The sequence below is a fragment of the Micromonospora acroterricola genome (genome assembly GCF_003172955.1).
In the GTDB taxonomy this organism is placed as follows: domain Bacteria; phylum Actinomycetota; class Actinomycetes; order Mycobacteriales; family Micromonosporaceae; genus Micromonospora; species Micromonospora acroterricola.
In genome coordinates, this window is sequence record NZ_QGKR01000322.1 from 1 (window position 1) to 25,595 (window position 25,595).

General features: G+C 74.1%; 28 protein-coding genes. 9 read left to right on the forward strand and 19 right to left on the reverse strand.

All coding sequences use genetic code 11. The features are described from left to right. The coding region (locus tag DKT68_RS27780) for an RDD family protein (RefSeq protein ID WP_109820341.1) at positions 1–858 on the forward strand (858 nt) is incomplete at its 5' end. After that, positions 855–1,958 carry a histidinol-phosphate transaminase gene (hisC, locus tag DKT68_RS27785; protein WP_109820342.1) on the forward strand — a complete coding sequence of 368 codons (1,104 nt, stop codon included), beginning with the start codon at positions 855–857 and terminating at the stop codon, positions 1,956–1,958. The genes DKT68_RS27780 and hisC, both read left to right, overlap by 4 nt. Before the next feature lie 52 nt (positions 1,959–2,010). Here hisC and DKT68_RS27790 read toward each other — a convergent pair whose 3' ends face one another. The 8 genes from DKT68_RS27790 to DKT68_RS27825 form a co-directional block, all read right to left on the reverse strand. Next, a complete protein-coding gene (locus DKT68_RS27790; RefSeq protein WP_146218443.1) occupies positions 2,011–2,874 on the reverse strand; it encodes a hypothetical protein in 864 nt (287 codons plus the stop codon). Between the two features lie 244 nt (positions 2,875–3,118). After that, entirely contained in the window at positions 3,119–3,661 is a 543-nt protein-coding gene (locus tag DKT68_RS31260) for a hypothetical protein (RefSeq protein ID WP_161556707.1), read from the reverse strand. Positions 3,662–3,720: 59 nt separating this feature from the next. Continuing rightward, on the reverse strand, positions 3,721–4,254 hold the full coding sequence (locus DKT68_RS27800) for a hypothetical protein (protein ID WP_109820344.1): 534 nt from the start codon (positions 4,252–4,254) through the stop codon (positions 3,721–3,723). Between the two features lie 58 nt (positions 4,255–4,312). Further along, complete coding sequence (locus DKT68_RS27805) at positions 4,313–5,566, reverse strand: outer membrane protein assembly factor BamB family protein (protein WP_109820345.1); 1,254 nt, start codon at positions 5,564–5,566, stop codon at positions 4,313–4,315. Positions 5,567–5,664: 98 nt separating this feature from the next. Continuing rightward, the gene (locus DKT68_RS27810; RefSeq protein ID WP_109820346.1) at positions 5,665–6,147 is read right to left on the reverse strand and encodes an SRPBCC family protein; all 483 of its coding nucleotides are present in this window, start codon (positions 6,145–6,147) and stop codon (positions 5,665–5,667) included. A gap of 137 nt (positions 6,148–6,284) precedes the next feature. Beyond that, a complete protein-coding gene (locus DKT68_RS27815) occupies positions 6,285–6,494 on the reverse strand; it encodes a DUF397 domain-containing protein (protein ID WP_109820347.1) in 210 nt (69 codons plus the stop codon). A 292-nt stretch (positions 6,495–6,786) separates the two neighbouring features. Then, the gene (fahA, locus tag DKT68_RS27820) at positions 6,787–7,983 is read right to left on the reverse strand and encodes a fumarylacetoacetase (protein ID WP_109820348.1); all 1,197 of its coding nucleotides are present in this window, start codon (positions 7,981–7,983) and stop codon (positions 6,787–6,789) included. Further along, complete coding sequence (locus DKT68_RS27825; RefSeq protein WP_109820349.1) at positions 7,980–8,849, reverse strand: hypothetical protein; 870 nt, start codon at positions 8,847–8,849, stop codon at positions 7,980–7,982. Before DKT68_RS27825 ends, fahA begins: the two co-directional genes overlap by 4 nt. A gap of 94 nt (positions 8,850–8,943) precedes the next feature. On the opposite strand from DKT68_RS27825, the gene DKT68_RS27830 reads away from it, so the two are divergent. Beyond that, entirely contained in the window at positions 8,944–10,110 is a 1,167-nt protein-coding gene (locus tag DKT68_RS27830; RefSeq protein ID WP_109820350.1) for a homogentisate 1,2-dioxygenase, read from the forward strand. Positions 10,111–10,125: 15 nt separating this feature from the next. Here DKT68_RS27830 and DKT68_RS27835 read toward each other — a convergent pair whose 3' ends face one another. Genes DKT68_RS27835 through DKT68_RS27850 form a run of 4 tightly spaced genes read right to left on the reverse strand, consistent with a single transcriptional unit; the run spans position 10,126 to position 12,899 of the window. Next, positions 10,126–11,154 carry a tetratricopeptide repeat protein gene (locus tag DKT68_RS27835; protein WP_109820351.1) on the reverse strand — a complete coding sequence of 343 codons (1,029 nt, stop codon included), beginning with the start codon at positions 11,152–11,154 and terminating at the stop codon, positions 10,126–10,128. A 10-nt stretch (positions 11,155–11,164) separates the two neighbouring features. Continuing rightward, positions 11,165–11,647 (reverse strand): 2-C-methyl-D-erythritol 2,4-cyclodiphosphate synthase, encoded by a 483-nt coding sequence (ispF, locus tag DKT68_RS27840; protein ID WP_109820352.1) that lies wholly within the window; start codon positions 11,645–11,647, stop codon positions 11,165–11,167. Positions 11,648–11,663: 16 nt separating this feature from the next. After that, positions 11,664–12,359: a 2-C-methyl-D-erythritol 4-phosphate cytidylyltransferase gene (gene ispD / locus DKT68_RS27845; protein WP_109820366.1), complete on the reverse strand. Its 696-nt coding sequence runs from the start codon at positions 12,357–12,359 to the stop codon at positions 11,664–11,666. Positions 12,360–12,413: 54 nt separating this feature from the next. Beyond that, positions 12,414–12,899, reverse strand: a complete 486-nt coding sequence (locus tag DKT68_RS27850) for a CarD family transcriptional regulator (RefSeq protein WP_088950500.1) — start codon at positions 12,897–12,899, stop codon at positions 12,414–12,416. A 327-nt stretch (positions 12,900–13,226) separates the two neighbouring features. On the opposite strand from DKT68_RS27850, the gene DKT68_RS27855 reads away from it, so the two are divergent. Next, entirely contained in the window at positions 13,227–13,907 is a 681-nt protein-coding gene (locus DKT68_RS27855) for a hypothetical protein (protein WP_109820353.1), read from the forward strand. Positions 13,908–13,949: 42 nt separating this feature from the next. Here the strand turns inward: DKT68_RS27855 and DKT68_RS27860 are convergent, their stop codons facing one another. The 4 genes from DKT68_RS27860 to DKT68_RS27875 form a co-directional block, all read right to left on the reverse strand. After that, positions 13,950–14,588 carry a hypothetical protein gene (locus DKT68_RS27860; RefSeq protein ID WP_109820354.1) on the reverse strand — a complete coding sequence of 213 codons (639 nt, stop codon included), beginning with the start codon at positions 14,586–14,588 and terminating at the stop codon, positions 13,950–13,952. A gap of 32 nt (positions 14,589–14,620) precedes the next feature. Next, positions 14,621–15,679 carry a type III polyketide synthase gene (locus DKT68_RS27865; RefSeq protein ID WP_109820355.1) on the reverse strand — a complete coding sequence of 353 codons (1,059 nt, stop codon included), beginning with the start codon at positions 15,677–15,679 and terminating at the stop codon, positions 14,621–14,623. Between the two features lie 85 nt (positions 15,680–15,764). Beyond that, positions 15,765–16,934 carry an acyl-CoA dehydrogenase family protein gene (locus DKT68_RS27870; RefSeq protein WP_109820356.1) on the reverse strand — a complete coding sequence of 390 codons (1,170 nt, stop codon included), beginning with the start codon at positions 16,932–16,934 and terminating at the stop codon, positions 15,765–15,767. A 42-nt stretch (positions 16,935–16,976) separates the two neighbouring features. Beyond that, on the reverse strand, positions 16,977–17,750 hold the full coding sequence (locus tag DKT68_RS27875) for a methyltransferase domain-containing protein (protein ID WP_109820357.1): 774 nt from the start codon (positions 17,748–17,750) through the stop codon (positions 16,977–16,979). Between the two features lie 46 nt (positions 17,751–17,796). Between DKT68_RS27875 and DKT68_RS27880 the strand changes: the two genes are divergently transcribed. From DKT68_RS27880 to disA, 4 genes are all read left to right on the forward strand, one after another. Next, on the forward strand, positions 17,797–18,636 hold the full coding sequence (locus DKT68_RS27880; RefSeq protein ID WP_109820358.1) for a UbiA family prenyltransferase: 840 nt from the start codon (positions 17,797–17,799) through the stop codon (positions 18,634–18,636). A gap of 140 nt (positions 18,637–18,776) precedes the next feature. Continuing rightward, the gene (locus DKT68_RS27885; RefSeq protein ID WP_109820359.1) at positions 18,777–19,583 is read left to right on the forward strand and encodes a hypothetical protein; all 807 of its coding nucleotides are present in this window, start codon (positions 18,777–18,779) and stop codon (positions 19,581–19,583) included. An 85-nt stretch (positions 19,584–19,668) separates the two neighbouring features. Continuing rightward, the gene (gene radA / locus DKT68_RS27890) at positions 19,669–21,129 is read left to right on the forward strand and encodes a DNA repair protein RadA (protein ID WP_109820360.1); all 1,461 of its coding nucleotides are present in this window, start codon (positions 19,669–19,671) and stop codon (positions 21,127–21,129) included. A gap of 131 nt (positions 21,130–21,260) precedes the next feature. After that, positions 21,261–22,445, forward strand: a complete 1,185-nt coding sequence (gene disA, locus DKT68_RS27895) for a DNA integrity scanning diadenylate cyclase DisA (protein ID WP_109820361.1) — start codon at positions 21,261–21,263, stop codon at positions 22,443–22,445. A gap of 6 nt (positions 22,446–22,451) precedes the next feature. Here the strand turns inward: disA and DKT68_RS27900 are convergent, their stop codons facing one another. The 3 genes from DKT68_RS27900 to DKT68_RS27910 form a co-directional block, all read right to left on the reverse strand. Then, on the reverse strand, positions 22,452–23,174 hold the full coding sequence (locus tag DKT68_RS27900; RefSeq protein WP_109820362.1) for a hypothetical protein: 723 nt from the start codon (positions 23,172–23,174) through the stop codon (positions 22,452–22,454). 118 nt (positions 23,175–23,292) lie between these two features. Next, positions 23,293–23,889, reverse strand: coding sequence for a peptide deformylase (locus DKT68_RS27905; protein ID WP_109820363.1), 597 nt, complete (start codon positions 23,887–23,889; stop codon positions 23,293–23,295). After that, complete coding sequence (locus DKT68_RS27910; protein WP_109820364.1) at positions 23,886–24,398, reverse strand: glycine cleavage system protein R; 513 nt, start codon at positions 24,396–24,398, stop codon at positions 23,886–23,888. The genes DKT68_RS27905 and DKT68_RS27910 overlap by 4 nt, the downstream gene beginning before the upstream one ends. Before the next feature lie 96 nt (positions 24,399–24,494). Between DKT68_RS27910 and DKT68_RS27915 the strand changes: the two genes are divergently transcribed. Then, the gene (locus DKT68_RS27915; RefSeq protein ID WP_109820365.1) at positions 24,495–25,415 is read left to right on the forward strand and encodes an HhH-GPD family protein; all 921 of its coding nucleotides are present in this window, start codon (positions 24,495–24,497) and stop codon (positions 25,413–25,415) included. The last annotated feature ends 180 nt before the right edge of the window (positions 25,416–25,595 follow it).

Consider the following 25,595-nt stretch of genomic DNA (forward strand, 5'->3'; position numbering starts at 1 on the left):
CCCACGGCGGAGCCGCCGCCCGTCCCGGTGACGCCGGCCGCCCCGGAGCCGGCCACCGTCGGCCCGTCGACCGCCGCGCCGGGCTGGCCACCGCACCCCGGGCCGGGTCCGCAGACGCAGCACGGCCCCGGCTGGGGACCACAGGCAGGTCCTCCCGGCTGGGGACCACAGGGCGGTCCCCCCGGCTGGGCGCCGCAGGGCACCCCACCCGGTTGGGCACCGCAGGGTGTTCGGCCCGGCTGGTCAGCACGGCCGCCCGAGCCGCGCCCGCACGGGCTGGAGCTGGCCGGCTACGGCGCCCGCTTCACCGCCCGACTGATCGACTTCGGCATCGTCTTCGCCCTGAACGCCGTGGTCAACGGCTGGTTCGTCTGGCGGTGGATCCAGGAGCTGCTGCCGTACTGGCGGGAGGTGCTCCGGCGCGCGCAGCAGGGCAACTCCTCCACGGAGGGGCTGCCGCCGATCGGCGAGCAGGCCGGGCTTCTCCTGGTGGTGATCCTGGTGATCGCCACGGCGCTCTGGCTGGCGTACGAGGTGCCCGCCATGGCCGCCGGCGGGCAGACCGTCGGCAAGCGGGTGATGCGGATCCGCGCCGTGCCGCTCGCCGCCGACCAACCCCTCGGCGTGGGCCGGGCGCTCAGCCGCTGGACCACACTGGGCATGCCCACCCTGCTCTGGTACTGCGCCGGGCTCGGCCTGGTGCTGCAACTGGTCGACGCCCTCTCCCCGCTCTTCGACCACCCGCTTCGTCAGGCGCTGCACGACAAGCGGGCGCAGACGGTGGTCGTCCAGGTCCCCCACTCCACCGGTTCCGCCACCCCGAACGACCGCGACCAGCCCTCGGGAGACACCCCATGACCGACTCCGGACGTCACCAGCCGGCGCTGCGGCTGACCCGCGCCGACCTTGACGCGCTGCCCAGCTACGTACCGGGCCGCAGCCCCGCCGACCTGGCACGGGAGCTGGGCCTGCCGGAGGCCATCAAGCTGGCCAGCAACGAGGTGCCCTACGGGCCGCTGCCGGGCGTCGTGGAGGCGGTCACCGAGGCGCTGGCCGCCTCGCACCGCTACCCCGACATGGGCGTGGTCGCGCTGCGCGACGCGCTGGCCGAGCGGTACGGGGTGGACGCCGACCGGATCGCCACCGGCTGCGGGTCGGTGGCGCTCGCCGAGCACCTGGTCCGGGCCACCTGCCTGCCCGGCGACGAGCTGCTCTACTCGTGGCGGTCGTTCGAGGCGTACCCGATCATCGCGGCGACCAGCGGCGCGACCAGCGTGCGGGTGCCCAACGACGCCGGGCACGGGCACGACCTGGCGGCGATGGCCGCGGCGGTGACCGACCGGACCCGGATGATCCTGGTCTGCAACCCGAACAACCCCACCGGAACGGCCGTACGCCGGGCCGAGTTGGACCGGTTCCTCGACGCGGTGCCGGACGACGTGCTGGTGGTCATCGACGAGGCGTACCGCGAGTTCGTGACCGACCCGGAGGTGCCGGACGGCCTCGACTACCTGGACCGGCCGAACGTGGCCGTCCTCCGCACGCTGTCCAAGGCGTGGGGTCTGGCCGGCCTGCGGGTCGGCTGGCTGGTCGCCCAGCCGGTGGTGGCGGCGGCGATCCGCAAGGTGGTGACCCCGTTCTCCACCAGCACGGCGGCCCAGGCCGGGGCGCTCGCCGCGCTGGCGCAGGCCCCGGAGATGGAGCGCCGCTGCGCGCTGGTCGTGGCCGAGCGGGACCGGGTCACCGAGGCGCTGCGCAAGTTCGTGCCCGACGTGCCGACCAGCCAGGCCAACTTCGTCTGGCTGCCGCTGGGCGACCGGGCGGTGGCGTTCGGCAAGTCATGTGAGGCGCGCGGCGTGATCGTCCGGCCGTTCGCCGGGGACGGCGTCCGGGTCACCATCGGCACCCCGGTCGAGAACGACGCGTTCCTGGCCGCCGCGGAGGCGGCGCTGGCCTGACCGCCCGGCCGGTCCGCCTTCGGTGTGCTGTGCGGACCGGACCGACCGGACATCAGGCGGCCGGCATGGGCTCCCGGAACCGGACCCGCCGCCGGTACGCGAAGACCCCGAAGAGCGCCAGCACCAGGCCCGACGCGACCAGCCCACCGATGAGCACCTGCTCCGACCGGTCGGTACTGCTTGCCGCGACCGGTGACGGGCCGAAGGTGACCGTGCCGGTGGCAGTGCGTTTGGTCCACCCGCTGGCCAGTGCGAGCTTCGCCGCCCAGGGTCCGTCCGGGAGCCGCCGGTCGAGCGGCACCCGGATGGTGGTCCGGCCGTTCAGTGGCAGCGTCTCCGCCTCGGCTTTGACCGGGCCGGCGGAGAGGCCGCCCGGACCGTCGCTGAGCCAGAGTTCACCGGCCAGGTCGAGGGCCCGCTGGCCGGTGTTGCGTACCTCGGCGGTGACGAACGGGGCGCCCCCGGCGTCCCGACCACCGCTGAGCGGGCTGACCTCGAAGCCGGACGGCGGCTCACCGCCGGGGCCGACGGAGAGGTAGACCCGGATGCCGGCCCGGCCGATGTTCCGGACGTTCCGTCCGTCCACACCGGACACCTCCGCCCAGATCACCGCGTACCGCTCGCCGGCCTCGGCGTCGCGCGGCACCGTAATGGTCACCAGGGCTTCGGTCTCCTCGGCCGTGGCGAGCGCCTCCTCGCCCGGCTCAACCGCAATCCAGCTGCTCAGCTCGTTCTCGGTCCGGTCCGGGACGAACTCGAAACCCTCGGCGCCGACGCGGGCGGCGGCGGCGTAGAGGGCGATCCTGCGCTGGATCTCCGAGGAGTTCTCCACCACGATCCGGCGCTTGATCGTGGTGCCGGGCTTGACGTGGTCGACGATGTACTTGTGCGCCCGGGGGTCGTCGCGCCGGTTCACCGGTGCGTCGAGCAAGCGTATTCCCACCCCGGTGGCTGGCTCGCCCTGACTCGGCGTGACCGACGGTTGCGGGCTCCCGTTCGGCCGCGCGTCGTCGGGGGCCGCGGGAACGACGGCCTCGGGCAGGATGGGCTCGGCACGTGCCGGTGGGCGCTTCGCGGACGCGGACGCGGGTTGCGGGACCGACACCTCCGCCCCGGCCGCGACCAGGACGGTCACAGTCAGGGCGATGGTGCGTCCCAGGTCATGCCACCGAATGGGTGATCACTCCCGAGTAGGTGCCACCGACCGCGGTGGCGGGGACGGTGATCCGAATATCCGGAGCCCAGCTGGCGCTGTTGTTGCCGGCGCCCGACGTCTTCAGGAAGGCCACCCGGGGCACGCTCAGGTTCACCGCGTCCGCCTGGGTGGGCTGGCCAGGCACGAAGGTGCCGGTGCCGGTGGTGCCCGTAGCAGCGCCGGACCAGTACTCCACCAGCGCGGGCACGATGGTCTCCTCGGGAGTGCCGGCACCGGTGCTGAAGGAGCTGCCGCTCACCGTTGCGGTCCAGGTGGCGGAGAGAGCGGCCCGCTGGTCGGTGACCGTCACGGTGCCGAGTTCACCGGTGATGGTGGAGCCGGCGAAGACGGCGCCGAGGTTCACCGCCGCCGGCACGTTGATGTTCAGGTCGGCGGTGGCGACGGTGAAGGTGACGATGGTGTCGCCGCTCGGCGCGGCCGCGGCGGGCGTCGCCAGGGCCACGACGGTGGCCGCGGCGGCGGTCAGGGCGAGAAGTGGCTTCTTCATGACAGGAACCGTAAATCCCAAGCACCGACAAATAGCGAGCTTCCTGGACAAATCCCCCTTTAGGCGACCGAGTGCGTGATGGTTCCGCGGTAGGAGCCGGCGACGATTCCGGTCGGGATCGCAACCCGGACCGTCGGCACCCAGGCCACCGTGTTGTTGCCGTTGCCGCCGGTCTTGCGGAACGACTGCCGGGCCACGCCGAGGGTCACGGCCTGAGCGGAGGTCACCTGCCCCGGGACCAGGGTGCCGCCACCGGTGCTGCGCGTCGCCGGACCGGACCAGTAGGAGATCCGACTGTTGTCGATCGTCCGCTGCGCGCCGCCCGCCCCCGTGATGAAGATGGTGGCGGAGACGGTCGCGACCCAGATGTTCGGGTTCACCGGCCCCCGAAAGTCGCTCACCTCCACTGTGCCGAGTTGGCGGGTCAGGGTGCCGCCCGCGATGCCCGCACCCAGGTTCACCGAGGCGGGCACGGTGATGTCAACCCCGACCGTCCGGACCAGCTCCACCGTCCGCGAGGCCGGCGCGGCGCCAGCCGGTGCGGGAGTCACGAGGATGGTGATCGCGCCCAACAGGGCCGCCAGGAGTCGCACACTGAGACTATAGGTAGCTTATGTCCGTTTTGTCGAGCCCGTCGATCCGGCACAGCCGTCACGTCGCGGCGAGAATCACCGGCTCGGAGGTGAAGAAGTACCGCTGGTCGTCCGCGTCCGGATCCACCGGCTTCCGGAGCCGCTCCACCGCCAGGTAGCCGTCCACCGCGTACGCGGCACCCGACGCCCAGCCGGTGCCGTCCGAGCCGGCGTTCAAGGTGAAGCGGGACCGCTCGACACCCGTCTCGGGATCGAGCGTGACCAGGTCGTTCTCGGCGGTCAGGAGGTGCACCCGGCCGGGCTGGACGGCGATGATCCGACCGGGCCCCAGGTCCGCGCGACGCCACAGCTCGGTGCCGGTCCGCGCCGAGCGGCCGACCAGCGTCCCGTCGACGACGGCGACCGCCTGGTCGCCGGCCAGCTCCACCTCGAGCCGGTCCAGCGCGGGCGCGGGCGCGGGCCCGCCCGGGCCGACCAGCCAGCCCCGGCCCGCGGCGTCCCCGGGTGCGGCGGTACGCAGCGCCGGACACTCCGACCGGCCGCTCCGGCAACCCACCGGGGTGACGACCAGCTCGTCAGCCGCCCCGGGCGGACGCCACCGATTGGTCACCTTGCCGGTCGCCGCGTCCCGGAACTCAACCGCCGCGGAACCATCACAGGTCTCCACGCCGATCAACTGCCCATCGGGGGTGGTGCCAACGTCACGGCGGCACCTCGCGGCCAGGGCGGCGTGCCAGAGTTCACGCCCGCCGGCGAGGTCGATGCCGCGCGCCTCACCGGAGCCGGTGGCGACCAGCACGGCGCGGTCGTTGAGCGTACGGGTGAGGTAGAGCCCGGGCGGCGCCCACACGGTCACGGCACCGGTACGCCGGGACGTGGGCTCCTCTGCCGGCGCCGGTCCGTCGGCCCGCCAGAGCACCCGGCCGTCCCGCGCGTCCAGCGCCACCAACTGCCCGTCCGACCATCGGCTCACCACCGTGGTGCCACTCGCCACGACCCCGACCAGCTCCGCCGGCCAGCGTCGGTACGACCAGTACGGGGTGGTCCGGTGTCGCCCGTCCACGGGCCGGTCGGCATAGACCTGGCGGTGGGCGGCGTACACCCGCAGCCGGGCGTCCACGATCAGCGGGGCGACCGGCAGCCGGCCGACCACTCCGGGGGCCGGTTGGGCCGCGGCCGGGTACGCGCCTCGGGCCACCGTGCTCACCTCGGCCGGCGCGAGCACCCGGTGGACGATGGCCGCGACCGCCGCGGTGGCGAGCAGCGCCGCTACCACCACCACGAGCCGTCGCCGGCCCTTCGGGAACCCCATGCCGCACCTCCGCCCGGCACCCTACCCAGCGGAACTCACCGGACCCCGGCCAGGCCACGCCCGGGCGGGAGATCGACGGGCGGGGCGGTTGGTCGAGGTCAGGCTGCCTCGACGGAGCCGGTGGTGCCCGCCGCGAGAGCCAGGTCGGCGAGATCGCGCCGGAGCGCCACCTCGACCGCCCGCGCGGCGAGCCCGCCGAGCAGCAGCGCCACCACCCGGCCGTACGGGGCCGTCGGCACCGCCTCCTGGGTGACGGTGACGGCCGTGCATCCACGGCGGCGACGCCGGACCTGCCGCAGGCTCCAGGTGATCCGGTAGTCCACACCGGCGCCGGAGGAACACAGCACCAGCCGGGATGGGGCGACCGCCTCCACCACCAGGAACTCCTCGGTCAGCGTGCCGCCGCCCGGCTGGACGCGCTCCTCACGCCACGCGGTGCCCGGCCCGAACGGCCCCGGGGTGAGCATCTCGACCGGGCCGGCGGCGGTCAGCCGGACCGCGCGGCCGGGCAGGTCGGTCAGCAGACGCCACACGTCGACGGCGTGCGCCTCGATGAACCCGGTAACCGCCACCGTCGACATGCCACCCTCCCGTGTCCCCGACGGTACGCGGGGTGAGGGCCGGACGGGACCTCCGGGACGGAATTTCCACCGCCCGGAGGCCACCTTGTCCGTTTCGGCTGCCGCTCGGCACCGGTCGGCGGCCGGACCGGCGACGGTCAGCGCTCGAAGCGACCGGCCTGGATCGCGCCGATGAACGCTGTCCACCCCGGCGGGCTGACGGCCAGTGTGGGACCGGCCTGGTCCTTCGAGTCGCGGACCGCGACCAGACCGAGGACGTCGACCAGGTTGTCCGCCACCTCCACGCAGAGCCCCTGGTCGTTCGAACGGCTACTGGTACGCCAGACCGCGCCCGCGAGATCGTGCATCGTCGTTACCTCCGTGTGCGATGGGATGCCCCACCGCTGGGACCGGGCGGGGGCCCGGCCCGTACCGCGCGGCGGGGCGACGGAATCCGGACGATCAACGGCGTAACCCGGGCCGGTGATCGCACAGCCGGTGCGATCATCAGTCCCATCGACGAGACGGGTTGCCGGAGGGGCCCACAACCCGGGCCGGCACGGCCCGCCGGACCGGGGCCACGCGACAACCGCGACCGGCCCGGCGGGCCGTTCGAGGGGCGGCGCGGCTCAGCGGGCCGCCGAGGGGGGCGAACGCGGCTCAGCGGGCCGGGTGGATGGTCCCGGTGACCTCGCCGAGAGCGATGCTGGTGCCGTCCGGGCCGGGAGCGGTGGCGGTGATAATCACCGTGTCACCGTCGGCGAGGAAGGTGCGGGTCTCGTCGCCGAGCTGCACCGGCTCCGCCCCGCCCCACGTCAGCTCCAGGAACGAGCCGACCTGGCCACGATCCGGTCCCGAGACGGTGCCCGAGGCGTACAGGTCGCCGGTGCGCAGGGACGCGCCGTTGACCGTGAGGTGCGCCAACTGCTGGGCCGGCGTCCAGTACATGGTGGCGAACGGCGGCTCGCTGACCCGTTCGCCGTTCCACTCGACCGCCAGCCGCAGGTCCAGCCCCAGGTGCGGCACGTCACGCAGGTAGTCGACCACCGGCGGGTCCTGGTCGGCTGCCGGCACGAAGGCCTCGGCCAGCGCGTCCAGCGGCGTGACCCAGGCCGAGATCGAGGTGGCGAAGGACTTGCCCAGGAACGGGCCGAGCGGCTGGTACTCCCAGGCCTGGATGTCCCGGGCCGACCAGTCGTTGACCAGCACCACCCCGAAGACGTGGTCGGCGAAGTCGTCCGCGGCCACCCGGGCGCCCAGCGGGCTGGGCACGCCGACCACGAAGCCGACCTCGGCCTCGATGTCGAGGCGTACGGACGGGCCGGTGACCGGGCCCTCGGCGGACGCGCGCTGGCCGGTCGGACGGACCACCGGCGTTCCGGACACCACCACCGTGCCGGCCCGCCCGTGGTAGCCGATCGGCAGGTGCTTCCAGTTGGGCAGCAGCGCCGGCTGTCCCGGCCGGAAGATCTGTCCGACGTTCGACGCGTGGTGCTCCGAGGAGTAGAAGTCGACGTAGTCGGCAACGTCGACCGGGAGCAGCAGCTCCACCTCGGCCAGCGGCACCAGCAAGGGCTCCACGGCCGCCCGGTGCGCCGGGTCGGTCAGCAGCTCGCTGATCCGCTGCCGCACCGCCGTCCACTGCGGACGGCCGAGGGCCATGAAGTCGTTCAGCGTGGGCCGGCACAGTGCGCCGGCGGCCAGCACCAGCTCGGCGGCCTCCGCCCCGGCCAGGTCGAGCACCCAGGACCCGATCCGCACGCCGATCCGCGGCTGGCCCCCGTTGGACCGGAACACCCCGTACGGCAGGTTCGTCACCCCGTACGGCGAACCGTCAGCGCCGGTCACCCAGGTCATGCGTCGTAGCCCCCGTTCACCAGCCCCAGCCGGATCAGATCGGTCAGTGGTTCCAGGATGCTGCACGAGCCGAAGCCGACCCAGAGCGGGCGGGGGGCGTCCAGCCGGCCGCTGGTGTGCTCCAGCAGCGGGCGCGGGTCGGCGACGGTCAGCAGCTCGGTGACCGCGCGCACGCCACCGCCCTCGGCGGCCGCCAGCGTCGCGGCCAGCACGTTCGCGTAGCCGTGGTGGGTGAACCCGGTCTCCGGGTCGAGGTGCCGGACCGCCTGGTGCAGGCCGGCGGTGAGCTTGAACGGCAGGTCCCGGTCCCGGCAGGCGCAGATCACCGCGGCCAGCTCGGCCGGGGTGGGAAAGAGCTCGGCGGCCAACCCGCCGGTGCGGAACTTGGCCGCGACGGGCACCCCCTCGGCCCGCGCGGCGGCGAGGGCGTCCAGCGCGCCCATCAGCCCGAAGGTCAGCGGCAGCTCGGCGTACACGGCCTCGACGTCCGGCATGGCGTCGATCAGCCGCAGCAGCTCGGCGATGCCGGGCAGCGGATCCTCGCCGCGCCGGGCGACCGCCACCTCGACCTGCCGCGCGGTGACGCCGTCGGGTGCCAGGCGCGACAGCGCGGCGGGCAGGCCCCCGGTCCCGGTGTCGCCGATCAGGCCGACCACCAGGCCCTCGCCGAAGTCGACGAGGCCGGTCAGCTCCCCCGCGGCCACGGTCGAGGCCGGGACCAGCAGCGGGCCGACCAGGTGGGCGTACCAGGCTGCGCGGTGCCGGCGGTGGGCGGCCAGGGCGTCGGGGAGCGCGGCGCTGCCCGGAGGGAAGACGGCGGCGTCATCCACGAGGCCGTCGAGGAGTGCGGGCACCTGCGTTGACACGGAACAAGAATGTACGGGACGCTACAAGGAACGGACAACAGCGTCCGATTATCGGACGCCCCTGACCGGTGAACGGGACATATCGGGAGGCGAGATGCCGTACTACCGCAGCGTCGGCGAGGTGCCACGCAAGCGCCACACCCAGTTCCGCCAGCCCGACGGCAGCCTCTACGCCGAGGAGCTGATGGGGCAGGAGGGCTTCTCCTCCGACTCGTCCCTGCTCTACCACCGGCACGCGCCCACCGCGATCCTGGCCGCCGACGAGTTCACCCCGCCCGCGTTCACCCGGACGCCCAACCTGCCGCTCAAGCCCCGCCACCTGCGCACCCACAAGCTCGACACCGGCGGCGCCGACCCGGTCCTCGGCCGGCAGTACCTGCTCGCCAACGACGACGTCCGGATCGGTTACGTGCTCGCCGACCGGCCCTCGCCGCTGTTCCGCGACGCCACCGGCGACCACTGCCTCTACGTCGAGTCGGGCACCCTGCGCGTCGAGTCCCCGTTCGGTGTGCTCGACGCGGTGGCCGGCGACTACGTCGTCATCCCCACCTCGACCATCCACCGGCTGGTGCCCACCGGTGAGCAGCCCGTCCGCCTGCTGACCATCGAGGCGGCCGGGCACATCGGCCCACCCAAGCGCTACCTCTCGGTCCGGGGCCAGTTCCTCGAGCACTCGCCGTACTGCGAGCGCGACGTCCGCGGCCCGGACGCCCCGCTGCTCGTCGACGGCGAGGAGGCGGAGGTGCTGGTCCGCCACCGGCGCGGCTGGACGCGTTACGTCTACGCCCACCACCCGTTCGACGTGGTCGGCTGGGACGGGCACCTCTACCCGTGGGCGTTCTCGATCCACGACTTCGAGCCGATCACGGGCCGGATCCACCAGCCCCCACCGGTGCACCAGACCTTCCAGGGCCCCAACTTCGTCATCTGCTCGTTCGTGCCCCGCAAGGTCGACTACCACCCGGACTCGATCCCGGTGCCGTACAACCACCACAACGTCGACTCCGACGAGATGCTCTTCTACACCGGCGGCAACTACGAGGCCCGGCGCGGCTCCGGCATCGAGCAGGGCTCGATCTCGCTGCACCCGTCCGGCTTCACCCACGGACCCCAGCCGGGTGCCGCCGAGCGCTCCATCGGTGCCGACTACTTCGACGAACTGGCCGTCATGGTCGACACCTTCCGCCCGCTGGACCTCTGCGACGCGGCCCGCACCTGCGAGGACGACGGCTACGCCTGGACCTGGGCGCGTCGCGCCTGACCGCCGTCGCCGCCGTCAGCGGACGGCGGTGCGGGTGAAGATGGCGAACTCGGCGACCGCGGTGGCGGCGATGGCCAGCACCAGCGGCCACGGCGAGCCGACCACCGCGTACACCAGGAGCAGCACCGGCGCGGCGGCCACCGCGTAGACCGCCAGGCCCAGCGTCCGGTCCGAGTGCAGCAGGTCGGGCAGGATGGTGCGGGTCAGCCCCGGCAGCCGGGCCGCGAGCTGCCACACCACGACCCCGCCGACGAGCGCGGCGAGCACCGCCAGGAACCGGGAGAACCCGTCGTTCGCCGAGGCCGCGAACGCCACCACCACCGCGGCCACCAGCGACCAGCCCGCGCCGTAGAGCACCAGGCGGTGCAGGCCGTAGGCGACCGTCCGCCCGGAGTCCATCCGGCTCGGGCCGATCGTGGCCGCCTCGGCCAGGTACTCCAGTGCCTCCGACCAGCGGCGCTGCTCCAACCGGATGACACCGACGTCGTGCCGGACGTCGGCGAGGCGCGGGTCGAGCCGCAACGCCTCCCGGTAGGCGCGTTCGGCCAGGTCGAACAACTCCAACCGGGCAGCGACCAGGCCGAGCACCAGGTGCGCCTGCGGTTCGTCGGGAGCCATCTCGACCCCGCGCCAGGCCGCGTTCAGCGCCGGCTGGCCGTTGCGGGCGCCGGCCAGGATCGCCGCCGCGCTGCGTTGGGCGTACGCGTCGGCCGGGCCGAGCGCGAGGAGCCGGTCGGCGGTGGCGGCCGACTCGGGGTAGCGCTCGAGGTCCGCCAGCGCCATGCCCCGGGTGACCAGCGGCGGGAGTGCCTCAGGGGCGGCGGCCACGGCCGCGTCGGCCCAGGTGAGCGCGTCGGCCGGCCGGCCGGCGGCGAGGTGCACCCGGGCCAGCAGCGTGAGCGCGTCCGCGTCGTCGGGCTCCAGGGCCAGCCCGTAGGTCAGCTCCCCGGCCGCCTCGTCGTGGCGGCCGAGTTCGGCGAGAAGCTGGGCCCGCTGGAGATAGCCGTCAGCGGCGGAACGGTCGGAGGTGGGATCGCTGGACATCGCGGCGAGCCTAGGTGGCCGGGGCGTCGTACACCAGGGCGACGGCGATCCCGGCCAGCCCTTCCTCGCGGCCGGTGAAGCCGAGCCCGTCGGTGGTCGCGGCGGAGACGGTGACCGGGGCGCCAACGGCGGCGGAGAGCACCTGCTGGGCCTCCGCACGGCGCCGGCCGATCTTGGGCCGGTTGCCGACGACCTGCACGGACACGTTGCCGATCTCCAGGCCGGAGGCCCGCACCCGGCGGGCCGTCTCGGTCAGCAGGGCCACCCCGGACGCGCCCGCCCACTCCGGCTGATCCACCCCGAAGGCGGAGCCGAGATCACCGAGACCGGCGGCGGAGAGCAGGGCGTTGCAGGCGGCGTGCGCCGCGACGTCGGCGTCCGAGTGCCCGGCCAGGCCGTCCTGGTCGGGCCAGAGCAGGCCAGCCACCCAGCAGGGCCGGCCGGGCTCGAACGCGTGCACGTCGGTGCCGACGGCCACCCGGGGAACGATCATGAGCCGAGGGTACGCGTCAATCGGCGGCCGCGAGCAGGTGCTCGGCCAGCGCCAGGTCGAACGGGCGGGTGATCTTCAGCGCGTACTCCGAGCCGGGCACGCAGCTCACCGCGACGCCCTGCTTCTCGACCAGCCCGGCGTCGTCGGTGAGCGAGTCGCCGGCCGCGGCGTGCGCGGCGGTGAGCACGGACCGGCGGAACCCCTGCGGGGTCTGCACCGCGCGCAGGGCGGACCGGTCGACGGTGCCCAGCACCACCTCGCCGGCGTCGACCTCCTTGATCGTGTCGACGACCGGAAGCACCGGGATCACCGCGGCACGCCCGCCGCGGACCGCCGCCGCGACGGATTCGACCAGCTCCGGCGGCGTGAGCGCGCGGGCGGCGTCGTGCACCAGGATGATCGCCGGGCCGGCGGGCACCGCGGCCAACGCGGCGGCCACCGACGCCTGCCGCTCGGCGCCACCGGGCACCACGGTCACCGGCGCCACCGGGGCGAGCAGCTCACGGACGGCCGCCACCTCGGCGGCCGGCGCCGCCACCACGATCGTGTGCACCGAGGGTGCGGCGGCCAGCCGGCGCACGGCGTGCACCAGCAGCGGCTCGCCGGCGAGCAGGCGCAGCGCCTTGGGTCGGCCGGGGCCGAGCCGTACGCCGGCACCCGCCGCAGGCACGAGGACCGCGACGTCACCGCGCGGATTGAGCTGCGCGGTCACGTCGCGGTCCTGTGGTTTGTTCGCCACGAAGTGGGTACGACGATGCTGTGCGGACTAGGCCTCGGTGAGCACCTTGTCGAGCAGCGTCTCCGCCTCGTCCTTGGTGCTCTTCTCCGCCAGCGCGACCTCGCCGACGAGAATGTCGCGGGCCTTGGCGAGCATCCGCTTCTCGCCCGCGGAGAGGCCCCGCTCCCGCTCCCGGCGCCACAGGTCACGCACGACCTCGGCGACCTTCAGCGGGTTGCCCGAGGCCAGCTTTTCCAGGTTGGCCTTGTAACGCCGCGACCAGTTGGTCGGCTCCTCGGTGTGCGGAGCCCGGAGAACGTCGAAGACCTTACCGAGGCCTTCTTCGCCGACCACCTCGCGCACACCCACGATCTCGGCATTCTCGGCGGGCACCCGGACCGTCAGGTCACCCTGCGCGACCCTCAGGACGAGGTATTTCTTAGGCTCGCCCTTGATGATCCGAGTCTCGATTGCCTCGATGAGTGCGGCCCCGTGGTGGGGGTAAACAACGGTCTCGCCGACACTGAAAACCATAGGTTCGAAACCCCTTTCGCTGTGTCTAGGGTAACACGGTCAGGCACCGATGTCTCACCGATCTACTGACCGTTGGCGCAGCTCAGGGGCCCTGTGAGAGGTCTTTCTTCAGCTTGACAGGCAGTCAAACTGATGGTTCAAACACGCTCCGTGACGCTCGGATGACTTCCCGATACGGGTGAACAGAACGTCGAGATCAAGGGCTATGCGCTCACCTCATGGTATCCCGCCGGGCGGGAACGCGCCCAGGTGTAGCGGGAGTGCCCCCGGTGCGGGACGCTGGAGGCCGAACCGCACTCAGCTCTCGAGACGCTGCCAGGGGGTCCGATGGGCAAGCCGGACGCAGAGGGCCACGACCTGCCGGACCTGCCGCCCGAGTGGGGTCGGGTGGTGGTCCCCGACGACGCTTCCGCGCTCGCTGCGGAGGCCGCCCAGATCCGCCGTGAGCTGCGGCGGGCCGCCGGCCGACCCGGAGGCCACCGAGCACTGGCCCTGCCGCTGTTCGTCCTGCTGGTGGCGTTGCTCACCACCCTCGGCGGCGTGCTGGCCGTCACCTGGCCGCGCGCCAACCGCGGCAACGACCGACCGACCCCGGCTCCCTACGCGCCGCCCGCGACCCTCGCCGGGCGGTCGCTGCCCGCACTGGACCTGGTCGACGCCGGCCAGTCGCCGGTACCGCTGCGCGGCCTGCTCCCTGCCATGATCATCCTGGTGGACGGCTGCCCGTGCCAGGACCGGGTGGCCGAGGCCGTCGCGGCAGCGCCCGGCGGAGTGGCCGTGGTCACCGTCGCCGGAGGGCGGACGGTGGCGGCCCGGCCGCCCGCCGAGCCGGCCGTCCGGGCGCTGGCCGACCCCGCCGGCGGGCTGCGCTCGTTCCTGGGTGAGCCGGCCCGCCCCGGCACCGCGACCGCACTGCTGGTCGACCGCGCCGGCGTGGTGACCCGGGTGCTACCCGAGTTGGGACCGGCGGACGCGTACCGCGAAGACCTGACAGCCCTCGCCCGCTGACCGGCCCTGCCGGATGCCCGCCGGGCTGACGTACGGCCCGGGTCAGGGCAGCGCGACGAACTGAGCCTCGGCGTCGACCGGCTCCTCGCCCGCCGTCGACAGCGACACCCGGATCGGGCCACCGATCGCGTTCACCTCGGCCGTGCCGACCGTGCCGTCACAGTCGATCCGGGACGGTCCGGTGAGCCGGGCTCCGGTGACCACCAGCAGCATGGCGCCGGGTCGAGTGCACCGGTACTGCAACAGGTAGCGACCGCCGTCGTCCGCGGACTGCCGGATCACGCTCTCGCCCGGGGTGAGCGTCGCCCGCTCCCGCCAGATCGTCTCGCTGAACCGGGGCAGCTCACCCGCCGGGCCCGCCTGGAAAGACAGCTCACCCGCAGGGCCGTCGAAGTCGGTGATCGTGCCCGTCTCCGGGTCGATCCACAGCGTCAAGCCTTCCTTCGCGCGGACGACCTCACCCGTTTCGGTATCCAGCTGCACCGTGCGCCGCACCTCGGGCGCGACGGGCAGCGTGGCGCCCGCCGCCCCGGTCTCGTCGTCGTGGGTCGGGGTGGGAGCCGCCTGGCCCGTCGGAGCGGGGTCAGCGGCCCGCCACCACCAGCCGCCGACGGCCAGGGCGGCCAGGGCCACCCCGACCAGCGCCGCCGACCGCAGCCGGTCGTCCGCCGCAGCATCCATGCGGCGAGCGTACCGGCCGGGCCCCCGGGCGATCAGCCCTGTCGATCGAGGAGCGCCGCGTACAGGGTGAGGCCGGGACCGAACGCCAGCATGACGATCCGCCGGGGCGCCACCGCCGCTCGGCTCAGCCGGTCAAGGATCAGCAGGACCGTCGGCGAGGAGCAGTTGCCGTGCTCGTCCAACGTCGCCCGGGACGCCGCCAGCGCCTGCGGCGGCACGGCCAGCTCCCGTTCGACCACGTTGAGGATGCGCGGCCCGCCCGGGTGCACCGCCCAACCGTCCACCTCGGAGACGGTGGTCCCGTGCCGGGCCAGCAGGTCGTCGACCAGCCCGCGGACGTGCCGGGAGAGCACCTGCGGCACCTTCGGCGACAGGCCCATCCGGAACCCGGCGTCGGTGACGTCCCAGGTCATGTGGTCCGCGGTGGAGGTGTCGGTGACCGAGGTGACCTCACGCACGGCGTACCCCGGGCCACCCGGCACCACCACGGCGGCGACCGCCGCGTCCGAGAAGAGCGCGTGCGAGACGATCTGCTGCGTGTCCACCCGGGCGCTGGACGGCTGGATGTGCAGGCTGGTCAGCTCCGCGCAGAGCAGCAGCGCCGGGCGGCCCCGGGCGGTGACGAAGTCGCTCGCCGCGCCCAGCCCCGGCAGGGCCGCGTAACAGCCCATGTGACCGACGAACATCCGCTGCGTGTCCGGGGCCATGCCGAGATCCCGGGCGAGCAGAATGTCCAGCCCCGGGGTGGCGTACCCCGTGCAGGAACAGACGATGAACATCCCCACGTCGCCGGCGCCCAACCCGGCCGCGGTCAGCGCACGGCCGACCGCCTCCTTGCCCAGCGGCAGCGCCTCCACCTGGTAGCGGCGCATCCGGCGCTCGGTCGGCCAGTCCGAGACGTCCTCCAGCAGGGGGTTGACCGCGGCCTGCCGCGTGGTCACCCCGGAGTTGGCGAAGATCCGCTGGGCCAGCGACCGGGTGGTGCCGGAGAAATGCCGGGAGAAGAACCCCTCCCACAACTCGTCCTGTGAGGCGGACGGCGGCTGCGCCGTCCCGAGCCCCGCGATCACTGGTACGGACACGATCCCCACCTCTCGTCCGGCGCTGTCCTCCCCCGAGTCCTCCCCCCGGCCATCATGGCCGGCCGTTCCCCCGCGCCGGTCGAGCCGCACCGGCTCACCAACGCGGGGCCGATCCGTCGCGGTCCGGGTCGCCGCCCAGTGCGGCGATGCCGAGCCAGTCGGCGCAGACGTCCGACGTGGCCGGGTGCAGCGAGCCGCAGCGGGCGTCCCGGTAGAGCCGCTCCAACGGATGGCCGCGCCGCGTCGCCGAGGTGCCCGCCGCCTCCAACATCGACGCCGCCACCTCGGCGGCCGTGGTGCCGGCGAGCAGCTTCGCCCGCCACACCCAGCGGTTGGTCTCCGCGTCGCCCGGCGTCTCGTCCACCCGGCGGGCCGCCTCCGCGACCACCAGCTGCGCCGCGGCCGTCGCCGCGTCCGCCCGCCCCAGCCGCGCCCGCACCGCCGGCAGGCCGGCCAGGTTGCGGGCGTTGAGATGCTCGGCCGCCGCGTCGATCGCCGCCCGTGCCACCCCCACGTAAACGGCTGCGTAGCTGGCCACCAGCCAGTGCGGCATCAGCTGGGCGACCACCAGGGCCAGCCCCTCCACACCGCCGAGCAGCCGGTCGGTCGGCACCGTGACGTCCAGGTGCAGGTCGTGCGAGGAGGTGGCGCGCATGCCGAGCGCGTCCCAGGTCGGCTCGACAATCAGCCCCTCCGGGTCGGCCGGCACCAGGAACTGGGAGACCACCGACTGGTCGGCGGCGCTGCGCGCGGCCACCAGGTAACCGTCGGCGTGCCCGGCGCCCGAGCAGAAGGTCTTGCTGCCCTTGAGGTGCCAGCCCGCACCGGTCGCCTCGTAGACCGTGCTCAGCTGGGACAGCCGGGCACCGGCGCCACGCTCACTCATCGCCACCGCGTACCAGGAGCCCTGCGCCGCGGCGGTGAGCAGCCGGTCCCGGGCGGCCAGCGCCTCGTCCGGCACGCCCAACGCCTCGGCCAACTCCTCGGTGACCGCGCCCAACGCGCCGGTCACCGAAGCGTGCATGTTGAACACGAGGGCGGTCGCGCCGTTGCCTCGGGCAAGTTCGGTCGCCACCGCGGCGTACTCGCCGAAGCTGGCGCCGAGGCCGCCCAGCGACCGGGGCACCATCAGCCCGAACAGGCCGGCCTCCCGCAGGTCACGGAAGTCCTCGGCCGGGAAGGAGCCGTCCCGGTCGTGCTCCGCCGCCCGCGCGGCGAAGCGCGGCGCCAACCGGCGGGCCGCTTCCAGCGCGTGCACCGTCATATCGCCCCCTTCTCGGCGTCCCTTACCCCCGGCACGGTCCGACTATCCGTTGCGGACCCCCCGGCCCTGGTACAACACGGCGGTCGACCGGGTAGGAACGATGCGCGGTGTGCGGCCGGCCGGCGCCGCACCGGGCGTCCGCGCCGCGCGTGCCCGCCGCACCAGCCAGGCGACCAGGCCACCGACCTGCGGTCGGATCCCCCGCAACCGCAGCTCGACGCCGTGCCGGGCGCACTCGGCCACCAGCGCGCGGGCGTCCACGAACAACCGTGGATCGTGGATGCCCCGCGGCACGGTCGGCAGTCGCTCGGCGACCCGCACCGCGACCAGCCGGGCCAGCGCGGTGTCGTTCAGGGTGTCCAGCACCAGCAGGCCACCCGGGCGCAGGAGCCGGCACGCCTCGGCGACCGCGCGCGGCCAGGCCGGTACGTGCTCGAGGAGCTCACCGGCGGAGACCACGTCCGCGCAGCCGTCCGGGAGCGGCACCGCGACGACATCACCCTGGATGACGCGCACCCCGTGCTCGGCGGCCTGGACCAGCGCCGAGCGGGTCAGGTCGACCCCGACATGCTGGTATCCCTTTCCGACCAGGTGCGGCGCGAGCAACCCGGCGCCACAGCCCAGGTCGACCAGGAGCGCGCCGGGGCGGGAGGCCGGCGGCACCAGAGCCGCGCGTGCCTCGGCCAGCCAGTGCAGCATCGCGAAGGCGCCATCCGGCCGCCACCACTCGCCGGCCAGATCGTCGTACTGGCGCGGATCGTTGGGCGGCAGCACCCGAGGGCCGGTGGACGCCGCGGCCGCAGCCACGTCTCGCATGGCTCCGAGCGTGGCACGACTGCTCGGTAACGACCAGACTTCCCTTATGTCGTCGAGGGTGTTAGGGCTGGTCAGGGCGAGCCATCCGGAACCGGCCGCCGCGGTGACCACAGTGGCGGGTCTGCTCGCCTGGGGAGTGGGCCACCGGCCCACCGGAGTCGCCTCGGTGGTGCTCGCGGTTCTGGCCAGCCAGCTCGCCGTGGGATGGACCAACGACGCGCTGGACGCCGAGCGGGACGCCACGGTGGGGCGTACCGACAAACCCGTCGCCGCCGGCGCGGTCGGCCGCCGCACCACGGCCTGGGCTGCGGCGGCGGCCGCGGTGGCCTGCCCGCTGCTGGCACTGACCACGAACCCCACGGCGGCGTTCTGGCTCACCGTCGCCCTGGTCTCCGCGCTGCTCTACGACTGGCCGCTCAAGGCCACTCCCTTCTCGGTGCTGCCGTACGCGGTCTCGTTCGGCGCGCTGCCCGCCTTCGTGGTGCTGGGGCTGCCCGGCGAGCCGACACCCCCGACCTGGCTGCTGGCGGCGGCCGCCTGCCTGGGCGCTGGGGCGCACTTCGCCAACGTGCTGCCCGACCTGGCCGACGACGCCCGGACCGGGGTGCGGGGCCTGCCACACCGGCTGGGCGCGGCCGGCAGCCGGGCCGCCGCGGCCGGGTTGCTGCTCGCGGCGACCGCCGCCCTGGTCCTCGGGCCCCCCGGGCCGCCGTCGGCGGTCGGGCTGGCGGCGGTCGGTGCGGCCGCCGTGGTGCCACCGCTGAGCTGGTACGCCGGACGCTCGGCGGTGCGGGCCGGCGGACGACCGGTGGCCGCCTTCCGGGCGGTGATGCTGGTGGCCCTCATCGACGTGGTACTGCTGGTGGCGAGCGGTCGGGTGGTCTGACCGGCACTCCGGGCAGGTGGCATTGCCGGGTCCGCGTGCGGGCCTCGATCAGCTCCAACTACCCTGGAGCGCGGTCTGCGCGGGTATGGCCACCGTGCCCGGCGTGCGGCCGGGTGGGGATCGTGACGAGGAGGACCGACGTGACGCGCTCGATCAGGGGATCCCGGCGGGCGGCCCTGCTGCTGTCCGGGATTGCGGCGGCGACCAGCCTGCTGGCGTCCGGGTGCGGCGCCGGCCAGATCGCCGAGACCGCCAACAAGGAGCCGTCGGCCCAGGGCGTCAACCTCTCGGCCGGCAACGGCGCCTTCGCGGTGCGTGGCCTGCTGGTCGACTACCCGGGCACCGAGGGCTACCGGGCGGGGCAGGACGCAGCGCTCAACGCCGTGATCTACAACGACTCGAAGAACACGGTGACGGTCACCATCACCACCGAGAGCGCCCGCGAGGTGGTGATCAGCGGCGGCTCGGCGAGCCCGTCGCCGTCCGCCTCGGAGTCGGCCTCCGCGAGCCCGTCCGCCTCCGAATCCGGCTCGGCCAGCCCGTCCGGCTCGGCCAGCCCGTCGGCCTCCGAGTCCGAGTCGGCCAGCCCGTCGGCCACCCCGTCGGAGACCGGGTCGTCCTCGGCCACCCCGTCCGCACCGGAGTCGGCGCGGGCGTCCGGCTCGGCCAGCCCCTCCGTTCCGGGCCAGCCGGCCCGGGTCGAGCTGGCGCCGCTGAGCTACCTCCAGCTCAACTCCCAGGCCACCCAGCAGCTCCGGCTGATCGGTCTGACCGAGGCGCTGCGCTCCGGCCAGAACGTCTTCCTGACCTTCGACTTCGGTAACGGCAACACGGTCACCGGGCCCGCGCCGGTCGCGGTGCCGCTCACCCCGCCGGCGCCCCCCTCGCCGATCATCGAGCGCGAGGGCGGCTACGGGGACGAAGAGGGCGGCACGAGCCACGGCTGACGAGCCCCCCGCATTGACGAACGCCCCGGCGTGGTGACCACCACGCCGGGGTGTTTTCGTCGTACGAGAGGGCTAGCGTCCTGATGTGACCACCTCCCGATCGACCCCTCCGCGCGGCGGCACGGCGGCCAGCGGCGCCCGCGGTCGGTCCAGCGCCCGCGAGCCGCGCCCGGCCTACGAGTGCGACGCCTGCGGCCACCAGCCGCCCAAGTGGGTGGGTCGCTGCCCGGAGTGCGGCGAGTGGGGCTCGGTGGTCGAGAGCACGGTGACCGGCCCGACCGTCTCCGGTCGGGTGGTCAGCTCACGGCTGCCGGCCGAGCCGGCCCGACCGATCGCCACCATCAGCGCCGCCCCGGCCCGCGCCCGCCCCACCGGCGTGAGCGAGCTCGACCGGGTGCTCGGCGGCGGCCTGGTCCCGGGCGCGGTGGTGCTGCTCGCCGGTGAGCCCGGCGTCGGCAAGTCGACCCTGCTGCTCGATGTGGCGCAGCAGTGGGCCGTCGGCGCCGGCAGCCCGTCGCTGGTGGTCAGCGGGGAAGAGTCGGTCAGCCAGGTGCGGTTGCGCGCCGAGCGCATGGGCACCCTGCACGACCAGCTCTACCTGGCCGCGGAGAGCGACCTGGCGGCGGTGCTCGGGCACCTCGACGCGGTCAAACCGGGCCTGCTGGTGCTCGACTCGGTGCAGACCATCTCGACGACCGGCACCGAGGGGGTGCCCGGCGGCGTCACCCAGGTCCGGGCGGTCACCGCCGCGCTGGTCTCGGTCGCCAAGGAGCGGGGCATCGCCACCGTGCTGGTCGGGCACGTCACCAAGGACGGCCAGGTGGCCGGGCCCCGGGTGCTGGAGCACCTGGTCGACGTGGTGCTGCACTTCGAGGGCGACAAGCACTCCTCGCTGCGGCTCGTGCGCGGCGTCAAGAACCGGTTCGGCGCGGCCGACGAGGTGGGCTGCTTCGAGATGCACGAGGGCGGCATCAGCAGCCTGGCCGACCCGTCCGGGCTGTTCCTGACCCGCTACTCGGAGCCGGTGCCGGGCACCTGCGTGACCGTGGCGATGGAGGGCCGACGAGCCCTTGTCACCGAGGTGCAGGCGCTGATCGGCGCGACGGTCGCCGGCTCACCCCGGCGCACCGTCTCCGGCCTCGACTCGGCCCGGCTCGCGATGGTGCTGGCGGTGCTGCAACGCCGCACCGAGCGGCTCACCCTGCACGACCGGGAGGTCTTCGCGGCCACCGTCGGTGGCATCCGGGTGGTGGAGCCGGCCGCCGATCTGGCGGTCGCGTTGGCGGTGGCCTCCGGCGGGCTCAACCTGGCCATCGCGCCACACCTCGTGGCGATCGGCGAGGTCGGGCTGACCGGTGAGGTGCGCCGCGTCGGGGCGGTGCCTCGCCGGCTGGCCGAGGCGGCCCGGCTGGGGTTCAAGGTGGCCCTGGTCCCGCCCGGTTGCGGCCCGGCCAGCACCGGCGCCGGCCCCGACCAGATGCGGGTGACCGAGGTCACGGACGTCCGCGCCGCCCTGCACCATGCGGCCCGCGCGTCCGCCGAGTGACCCACCGTGTCGGCGGGGACGGCGATACCGGACAGCACGCCGCAAGCGGGAAACGGTTGGAAGGGCGGCATCGTGACACATCACAGTAACCACGACAGCACCCACCGCACGGCAGTCCGTAGACTGTGCCCGTGCCGATCGACCGCGATACCACCAAGCCTGCCGGCGCGCCGCCTCACGCCCGCACCGGCGGTGTGGGCTCGCCCGCCCGCCCGATCAGCGTCAACGTGACCACGGGAGCCGCCGGGAGCGTCGGCGACCCGCTGCGGGCGAACCTCGCCCTGATGGCGCCCGGCACCGCGCTGCGGGACGGGCTGGAGCGCATCCTGCGCGGCCGCACCGGCGCGCTCATCGTGCTCGGCTACGACAAGGTCGTCGAGGGTCTGTGCACGGGCGGTTTCCCCCTGGACGTGGAGTTCTCCGCGACCCGGGTGCGGGAGCTCTGCAAGATGGACGGCGCGGTCGTGCTCTCCAGCGACGGCACCCGGATCGTCCGGGCGGCCGTGCACCTGATGCCCGACCCGTCCATCCCGACCGAGGAGTCCGGCACCCGACACCGCACGGCCGAGCGGGTGGCCCGGCAGACCGGCTACCCGGTCATCTCGGTCAGCCAGTCGATGCGCATCATCAGCCTCTACGTCAACGGTCAGCGGCACGTCCTCGACGACTCGGCGGCCATCCTCTCCCGGGCCAACCAGGCGCTGGCCACCCTCGAGCGTTACAAGCTCCGGCTGGACGAGGTCTCCGGCACGCTCTCCGCTCTGGAGATCGAGGATCTGGTCACCGTGCGGGACGCGGTGGCGGTGGTGCAGCGGCTGGAGATGGTCCGCCGGATCGCCGACGAGATCGCCGGTTACGTGGTCGAGTTGGGCACCGACGGTCGCCTGCTCGCCCTTCAGCTCGACGAGCTGATGGCCGGCGTGGACGCCGACCGGACGCTGGTCATCCGCGACTACCTCCCGGTCGGCCGCAAGTCCCGCACCCTGGACGAGGCGCTGGTCGAGCTGGACCTGCTGGGCGCGACCGAGTTGATCGACCTGGTGTCGGTGGCCAAGGCGATCGGTTACCCGGCCGCATCGGACGCGCTGGACGCCGCGGTCAGCCCCCGGGGCTTCCGGCTGCTGGCCAAGGTGCCCCGGCTGCCGGTGCCGGTGGTCGACCGGCTGGTGCTGCACTTCGGGAGCCTCCAGCGGCTGCTGGGCGCGACCGTGGAAGACCTGCAGGCCGTCGAGGGTGTCGGCGACGCCCGGGCCCGGGGCGTCCGCGAGGGGCTGTCCCGGCTCGCCGAGGCATCCATCCTGGAGCGGTACGTCTGACCCGGCTCAGCCGGTGATGGTGATCTTCACCGGTGCGCTGTGCTTGGTGCCGACCCGGGCGAACACCTGGTACGTCCCGGCCGGCGGGAAGGGGCCGGCGGCCAGCCCGCCGCCGTCGCAGCGGGTGGTGTCCCGCCCGTTCCAGCCCACCTCGTAGGCACGCTCGAAGTTCGGGGTGAACGACTGCACGTCTGAACCCTCGACCTTGCCGCAGGTGTCCGACGACCACACCTTCTCGGCGCCGGACTTGATGAAGATTTCCTGGAGGTCGGCGCCGACGTTCCGGCTGCACGTCCGGTCGGAGATGTTCTTGATCTTGAGTTGCAGGTCGACGACCGCTCCGCGCTGCACCGAGGTGGGCCGCGCCACGGAGGTCACGCTGATCTCCGTGTCGGTGCAGGTGCCGTCGTCCACCGACCCGGCGGCCGAGCCCGGTGGCGGCTCGTTGCTCGTGACCTCGGGGCTCGGATCGCCCCCGGCAGCATCGGCGGGCGCGGACGTCGGCGGAGCACCGGTCTGGGGGGTCAGGACCGGCCCGCCGGGACCCGGCGTCGCGGCGGACTGCGATGCCGACGTCGGCGTCGCCCCCGCCTGCGGTCGGTCGCCGGAGCGGCCCGATCCGGTGCAGGAGTAGAGCAGGACAATCAGGAAGAGAAGCCCCGCTCCGAGTACGACGGCGCGACGCCGCCAGTACACGGCGGGTGGCAGGGGGCCGACCGTCAGACGCATGATGCCCCCCACCGTAGCGGCGCTGCCCCCACCAGCCCGGCGCGACGCGCCGGAGCGCCACCGGCGCGACCCACGAACCCTCCACAAGGGACAGGAGCGCCGATCGTCCGGCGCCCGTTCAGAGGTAGACCTTGCGTTGATAGACGGCGTGCGCGCCGGCCACCCGGTCGAGGAAGAGCAGCCCGTCGCAGTGGTCGATCTCGTGCTGCAACGCCCGCGCCTCGAAGCCGTCGGTCACCAGACGGACCCGGTCCCCGCTGCCCGGCACCTCGCCCTCCACCACCAGCCGGCTGGCCCGCTTCACGTCACCGGTCAGGTCCGGCACCGACATGCACCCCTCCCGGCCCGGCCTCCACCGGGTCGCCTCCACCACCCGGGCGTTACAGAGCACGAACGTGCCGTGCACGGTGACCGCCTTCGGGTGCCCGGTCACGTCGACGGCGAAGACCCGGGCGCCCACACCAACCTGCGGTGCGGCCAGGCCGACGCAGCCCGGCGAGACCCGCATGGTGGCGACCAGGTCGGCAGCCAGCCGCACCGTCTCCTCGGCGGTCGGATCGACCTCGCCGCCGGCCCTGCTCAGCACCGGGTGCGGTGCCGACACCACCGCCCGCACCTCCCCCGGCACGGCCAGCGACTCCGGCGTCCAGTCGCCCAGACCCACGTACGTCCCGACGCTCCGGCCGCCGTCCGGCCCGCTCCGCTCGCCGGTCACAGCAGATCCGGATCCGCCGGCCGGAGGGTGACCTCGACGCCCAGCTCGGCGGCCGTCCGATGCAGCCGGTCAGTCAGCGTGTCGGCGACGCCCGCCGGCAACTCGACCTCGGCCAGCACCACGTAGAGCGAGCCCGCCAACCGGGTGCTCAGGTCCGTCACGTTCCCGCCGGCGTCCACCAGCACCCGGGTCATGGCCGCGACGATCCCCATCCGGTCCGACCCGTGCACCGCCATCACGTACGGCTCGCCCACCGGGGCCACCTCACCGTCCGGGGTGACCGCGCGTACCGTCGCCAGCAGCTGGCCCTCGGCGGCCAGCGGCGCCAGCGCGGCCTCGACCTCCGCGGCGGCCGGACCGGTGCAGATGAGGGTCATCGCGAAGTGCCCCCGCAGCCGGGTCATCGTGCTGTCGGTGAGATTCGCACCCAGCAGGGCCAACACCTCGGCGACGTCGGCCACGATGCCCGGCCGGTCCCGGCCGATGACGGTGATCGCGAGCTCGTTCATCCGGGCATTCTGCCCGATCCGCCAGCTGCCGCCGTCACACCCCGCCCGAGCCGCCCAACCAGCGGGACCGCGCCGCGTGACATCATCGACGGCGCGATGACTCAACCCGATTTCGCCACCCAGGTCAGCCGGTGGTACGAACAGCACGCCCGTGACCTGCCGTGGCGCGAGCCCGGGGTCACTCCGTGGGCCATCCTGGTCAGCGAGGTCATGCTCCAGCAGACACCGGTGATCCGGGTGGTGCCGGCCTGGCAGGCGTGGCTGGCCCGCTGGCCCGAACCGGCCGCGCTGGCGGCGGACAGCCCCGCCGAGGCCATCCGGATGTGGGGGCGCCTGGGCTATCCCCGCCGCGCCGTCCGGCTACGGGAGTGCGCGGTCGCGATCATGGACCGGCATGGCGGCCAGGTACCGGACCGACTCGAGCAGTTGCTGGCGCTGCCGGGGATCGGCACGTACACGGCGCGGGCGGTCGCCGCGTTCGCGTACGGTCAGCGGCACCCGGTGGTCGACACCAACGTTCGCCGGGTGGTCTGCCGGGCGGTGGCCGGCGAACCGGACGCCGGTCCGGTCACCCGGCCGGCCGACCTGGTCGCGACCGAGGAGCTGCTGCCGGCCGAGCCGGCCGCAGCCGCGCTGGCCAGCGCCGCGTTCATGGAACTGGGCGCGGTGATCTGCACGGCCCGGTCACCCCGGTGCCCGGCCTGCCCGGTCGAGTCGATCTGCGCGTGGCGGGCCTCCGGGCAGGAGGCGCCGGCCGGACCCACCCGCCGCCCCCAGCGGTACGCGGGCACCGACCGGCAGGTACGCGGGCTGCTTCTCGGGGTGCTCCGGGAGACCACCGGGCCGGTCCCGCACCAACGGCTGGACCAGGTCTGGACCGACGACGTGCAACGCGCCCGGGCCCTGGCCGGCCTGGTGCAGGACGGGCTGGTCGAACCGGTCGGCGTCGACTCCTTCCGCCTAGCCGGCGACGGACCGTCCCTGCCGTCCCAGCCCAGCCCCGACCTCACCACCTGATCCATCACCTCGCCACGTCCGCCGGCCGGCGGACGTGGCGTGGCGGCGCAGCCCGGCCAAGATCGCGCTCGATCCGGGAAGTAGTCCCCTCCCCGAGCTGCGGAGGGGACTACTTCCGGGAAGTAGCGCCGCGGGCGAGCCGGGGGCACGGCGGCCGTGCGCCGCCCGCGGCGGCCGCCG

Excerpts from the sequence above, each read along its gene's own strand:
- hisC (WP_109820342.1), top strand. The coding sequence starts at position 855 with ATGACCGACTCCGGACGTCACCAGCCGGCGCTGCGGCTGACCCGCGCC.
- DKT68_RS31260 (WP_161556707.1), bottom strand. The coding sequence starts at position 3,661 with ATGAAGAAGCCACTTCTCGCCCTGACCGCCGCCGCGGCCACCGTCGTG.
- DKT68_RS27805 (WP_109820345.1), bottom strand. The coding sequence starts at position 5,566 with ATGGGGTTCCCGAAGGGCCGGCGACGGCTCGTGGTGGTGGTAGCGGCG.
- DKT68_RS27810 (WP_109820346.1), bottom strand. The coding sequence starts at position 6,147 with ATGTCGACGGTGGCGGTTACCGGGTTCATCGAGGCGCACGCCGTCGAC.
- DKT68_RS27815 (WP_109820347.1), bottom strand. The coding sequence starts at position 6,494 with ATGCACGATCTCGCGGGCGCGGTCTGGCGTACCAGTAGCCGTTCGAAC.
- fahA (WP_109820348.1), bottom strand. The coding sequence starts at position 7,983 with ATGACCTGGGTGACCGGCGCTGACGGTTCGCCGTACGGGGTGACGAAC.
- DKT68_RS27830 (WP_109820350.1), top strand. The coding sequence starts at position 8,944 with ATGCCGTACTACCGCAGCGTCGGCGAGGTGCCACGCAAGCGCCACACC.
- DKT68_RS27835 (WP_109820351.1), bottom strand. The coding sequence starts at position 11,154 with ATGTCCAGCGATCCCACCTCCGACCGTTCCGCCGCTGACGGCTATCTC.
- ispF (WP_109820352.1), bottom strand. The coding sequence starts at position 11,647 with ATGATCGTTCCCCGGGTGGCCGTCGGCACCGACGTGCACGCGTTCGAG.
- DKT68_RS27850 (WP_088950500.1), bottom strand. The coding sequence starts at position 12,899 with ATGGTTTTCAGTGTCGGCGAGACCGTTGTTTACCCCCACCACGGGGCC.
- DKT68_RS27855 (WP_109820353.1), top strand. The coding sequence starts at position 13,227 with ATGGGCAAGCCGGACGCAGAGGGCCACGACCTGCCGGACCTGCCGCCC.
- DKT68_RS27860 (WP_109820354.1), bottom strand. The coding sequence starts at position 14,588 with ATGGATGCTGCGGCGGACGACCGGCTGCGGTCGGCGGCGCTGGTCGGG.
- DKT68_RS27870 (WP_109820356.1), bottom strand. The coding sequence starts at position 16,934 with ATGACGGTGCACGCGCTGGAAGCGGCCCGCCGGTTGGCGCCGCGCTTC.
- DKT68_RS27875 (WP_109820357.1), bottom strand. The coding sequence starts at position 17,750 with ATGCGAGACGTGGCTGCGGCCGCGGCGTCCACCGGCCCTCGGGTGCTG.
- DKT68_RS27880 (WP_109820358.1), top strand. The coding sequence starts at position 17,797 with ATGTCGTCGAGGGTGTTAGGGCTGGTCAGGGCGAGCCATCCGGAACCG.
- DKT68_RS27900 (WP_109820362.1), bottom strand. The coding sequence starts at position 23,174 with ATGCGTCTGACGGTCGGCCCCCTGCCACCCGCCGTGTACTGGCGGCGT.
- DKT68_RS27910 (WP_109820364.1), bottom strand. The coding sequence starts at position 24,398 with ATGAACGAGCTCGCGATCACCGTCATCGGCCGGGACCGGCCGGGCATC.
- DKT68_RS27915 (WP_109820365.1), top strand. The coding sequence starts at position 24,495 with ATGACTCAACCCGATTTCGCCACCCAGGTCAGCCGGTGGTACGAACAG.